General features: G+C 70.1%; 4 protein-coding genes. 1 reads left to right on the top strand and 3 read right to left on the bottom strand.

Annotation, left to right across the window (positions count from 1 at the left end; all coding sequences use genetic code 11):
• Positions 1 to 190: 190 nt before the first annotated feature.
• Positions 191 to 847 carry a TetR/AcrR family transcriptional regulator gene (locus BRAS3809_RS27735; protein WP_008965317.1) on the bottom strand — a complete coding sequence of 219 codons (657 nt, stop codon included), beginning with the start codon at positions 845 to 847 and terminating at the stop codon, positions 191 to 193.
• 96 nt (positions 848 to 943) lie between these two features.
• Here BRAS3809_RS27735 and BRAS3809_RS27730 point away from each other — a divergent pair, with 96 nt between their 5' ends.
• Positions 944 to 1,183, top strand: coding sequence for a CHRD domain-containing protein (locus BRAS3809_RS27730; RefSeq protein WP_083839175.1), 240 nt, complete (start codon positions 944 to 946; stop codon positions 1,181 to 1,183).
• A 20-nt stretch (positions 1,184 to 1,203) separates the two neighbouring features.
• On the opposite strand, the gene BRAS3809_RS27725 is transcribed toward BRAS3809_RS27730, so the two are convergent.
• Together BRAS3809_RS27725 and BRAS3809_RS27720 are read right to left on the bottom strand one after the other, a co-directional pair.
• Positions 1,204 to 2,394 (bottom strand): MFS transporter, encoded by a 1,191-nt coding sequence (locus BRAS3809_RS27725; RefSeq protein WP_008965315.1) that lies wholly within the window; start codon positions 2,392 to 2,394, stop codon positions 1,204 to 1,206.
• Positions 2,395 to 2,423: 29 nt separating this feature from the next.
• The coding region (locus tag BRAS3809_RS27720; protein WP_035659050.1) for an FAD-dependent oxidoreductase at positions 2,424 to 3,556 on the bottom strand (1,133 nt) is incomplete at its 5' end.

Raw genomic sequence — 3,556 nt, 5'->3', positions numbered from 1 at the left:
CCGACTGCCGGCGGGTCCGACGCTTGCGCCACGCCCATCTCGCGCGTCATCTCCGCCGGTGGGTATGGATTCCGGGCTCGTTCGCGCTGCCTCAAAATGGCTGCGCCATTTTGCGCGCGAACGCCGCGGAATGACCGGAGAGAGGGGGGACGAGCGGGCGGGGCGGTTGCGCGTTGCGACTGCCAGTCACTCAGGTCGTCGCCGCCAGGAAGAAGTCCACGCGCTTCTCGACATGCGCCTGCGCTTCCTTCTTCAGCACCCGCACGTCCTCGCCGAGCAGGACTCGCATCAGCATCGCGAACACGACGAGGTCGAGAAAGACCCGTGCGGTGTCCTCGATCCGGTCGGCCGCGAAGGCGCCCTTGCCGGCGAGACCCTCCGCGCGGGCCAACTCGCCGATGGCGTGGCCGACATTGACGGTGGCGCGCTTGCGCGCGCTGTCCTGGATCTCGAGCGTCAGCTCCGGGAAGCGTGGGTTCTCGGCAATCGCGGTGCGCATGAGGCCGATGGTCTCGTCCACCATGGCGCGCTCGATCAAGGTCTGGCCGAGACTGATCAGCCGGGCGCGGAAGGTGCGCCCCTGCGGCACCAGGTTTTCATATTGGGTGTTGCGACCGGCATGGCGTGCGATCACCGCCGCGAACAACGCTGCCTTGCTGGGGAAGCGCGCATAGATCGTCGGCTTGCCGGCGCGGGCCGTCTGCGCGATCTCGTCGACGCTCGCCCCTTCGAAGCCTTGGGCCAGGAACACGGTCTTGGCGGCATCCAGGATGCGCTCCTCGACCTCGCCGGCGCGTTCGAGCGGGGGGCGCCCGACCTTGCCGCGTGCCGTCCTGGAAGCCGCCATCCGATCCGCCATCGCTTCTATCGCGCTTTATGAAACCGTTTCGTTCTGTCCTGTTTGGCATAGGGGCGAGAGTTCAATCAAGGCCGCCGGAGTAAGATCCTGACCTGGAAGGTCACCCTCTCGGGTCTCAGCGGGCCGCCGATCGGGGCGCATGTCCATGGTCCGAGCGAGCCTGGCAAGACCGCCGGCATCGTGCTGCCGTTCAAGAACCCGGAACCGCCGATCACCGGCGCCGCCGCCCTCACCGATGCGCAGGCCGACGACCTGCTGGCCGGCAAATGGTACGCCAACATTCACACCCGGACCAATCCAGGTGGCGAGATCCGCGCCAGATGACGAGGCAGTAGAGGCCGCCCTCAGGCCGCCTTGTCCGGCGCGCCGCTGGCAACGGTGCTCGCATCCGCGCGCGCCGCCGACAGCAGCATCAGCGCCGTCAGCGCCGAGAGGCTGAGGCTCGCCGACACGATCAGCACGCCGCGGCCCAGCGCATCGATCAGGAGCCCGAACACGAGCGGCGCGAAGGCCTGGCAGATCCGCGAGGGCGCACCGATCAGGCCGAGCCGATAGGCGTAGTTGGCGGGGCCGAAGATCGCGAGCGGCAGCGTGCCGCGCGCGATCGTCAAAATGCCGTTGCCGGAGCCGTGCAGCAGCGCGAACGCCGCGGCGGCGCCGCCGCCGAACAGGCCGATGGTCAGCGCGCCGATCGGATGGGTGATGCAGGCGAGGCGGGCCGAGGCGAGCGGATGGAAGCGGCTGAGGAAGCCCGCCTCGAACACCCGCGCAGCGACCTGCGCCGGCCCGATCATCATGCCGGCGAACAGCGCCTGCGCCGGCGTGGCGCCGAACGCCTGCATCAGCCGCGGCAGATGCACCGCCATCGCCGCGGTCACCGTCCAGGCCGCGGCCATTGCGAAGGCGATCAGCACCATCGGCCGGTCGAGCGGGATGTTCGGCTTGCCCGCGGGCATGTCGCCGGGCGCCATCGCGGTGGTCCGCGGCAGCGACAGGTTGAGCGGCAGGCCGATGACGAGATGCGCGACCGCCCAGGCGAAGCAGGTCTCTCGCCAGCCGATCGTCGCCAGCCCCCAGGTGCTCAGCGGCCAGCCCACCGTCGAGGCGAAGCCGGCGAGCAATGTGATGCCGGTGATCGCGCCGCGCGCGTCCTTGCCATAGATGCGCCCGAGCGCGCCGAACGCAGCGTCGTAGAGCCCGAGCCCCATGCCGACGCCGAGCCACAGCCAGGCGATCCCCATCACCCAGAGCGAATGCGACAGGCCGAGCAGCGTCAGCCCGATCGCCAGCACGAGGTTGGAGGCGCACAGCACCTGCCGGCCGCCGACCCGATCGATCTGCCGGCCGATGCGCGGGCCGAGCAGGCCGGAGATGATCAGCGAGGCGGAGAAGGCGGCGAAGAACCAGTTGTCGGACATGCCGAGATCCCTGGCGATCGGGTCGGCGAGGATCGCCGGCAGATAGTAGCTCGAGGCCCAGGCCAGTGTCTGGGCGGTGCCGAGAGCGATGACAACGCCCAGCCGTCGTGCCTGCATTCCGAAAAGACCTCTCGTTCGCGCTCGCGTCAGGCGCAGCCGCAGCCCGCGCGCCCGGCCGCCTTGGCTTTGGCGTCGTCGGCGCAGCAACTCTCTACCCCTGACGGAGCCGGCCCGCCACAGCAGCCGGACAGGGCAGGAATGCTCGCCAGCCCGCCGCGGGTGCATACGCCGGTCTCCGGCAGCGTCAGCTCGACGCGCGCGGCGGCCTTCTTGTCCCCGGCGATGTCGGCGGTGATCGAACGCACCTGCTCATAGCCGGTGATCATCAGGAAGGTCGGCGCGCGGCCGTAGCTCTTCATGCCGGCGAGGTAGAGCCCGGGCTCGTCGGCCTGCGCCAGCTCGCGCGCACCGTGCGGCCGCACCGTGCCGCAGGAGTGCTCGTTCGGATCGATCAGCGGCGCCAGCGCCACCGGCGCCTCGATGGCGGGATCGAGCCGCAGCCGCAGCTCCGACAGCAATGAGAGATCAGGGCGGAAGCCGGTGGCGACGATCAGCTCGTCGGCGTTGATGCGGCGATCGCTGCGCGCGCTGATCTTGAGCCGCCGGTCCTCATCCTCGATGCGCGCCACGGAGAATCCCGTCTCGACCTGGATGCGTTCCGAGCGCACCAAATTGGCGAAGGCCATGCCGAGCTCACCGCGCGCGGCGAGCTGGTCGGCGCTGCCGCCGCCGAACGATTTCGCCGGATCGTCCGCCCGCAGCAGCCAGATCGCCTGGGTGCCCGGTTCGTCCGCGGCGAGGGCCGCGAGGTCGAGCAGGGTGCCGACCGCGGAATGACCGCCGCCGAGCACGGCGACAGTCCTGCCGGCATAGCGACTGCGTTGCGCGTCTCGAACATCCGGCATGCCATAGGCGATGCGCGGCGCATGTTCGGCCTCGCCGAGCGCAGGCAGGCCGTTGCCGCCGGCGGGGTTGGGCGAGAACCAGGTGCCGGAGACGTCGATCACGGCATCGGCCAGCAGCGCCGCGTCGCCCTTGCCATTGCGCGTGCGAAGCTCGAACCGCGCGGCGGCGCGGCCCTTCGATTTGGCCTTGTCGAAGCCTGTCCGGCTGATCGCGGTGACGCGTTGCGACGTCCTGATGACGTCGCGCAAGGCCGTGCGGGTCGCCAGCGGCGCGAGATAGCTCTCGATCAGCTCGCGCCCGGTCGGATAGGTCT

The sequence above is a fragment of the Bradyrhizobium sp. STM 3809 genome (assembly GCF_000239795.1).
Lineage (GTDB): Bacteria > Pseudomonadota > Alphaproteobacteria > Rhizobiales > Xanthobacteraceae > Bradyrhizobium.
Note: the sequence above shows the minus strand (reverse complement) of the source record. Positions and strands in the feature narration are given on the sequence as shown.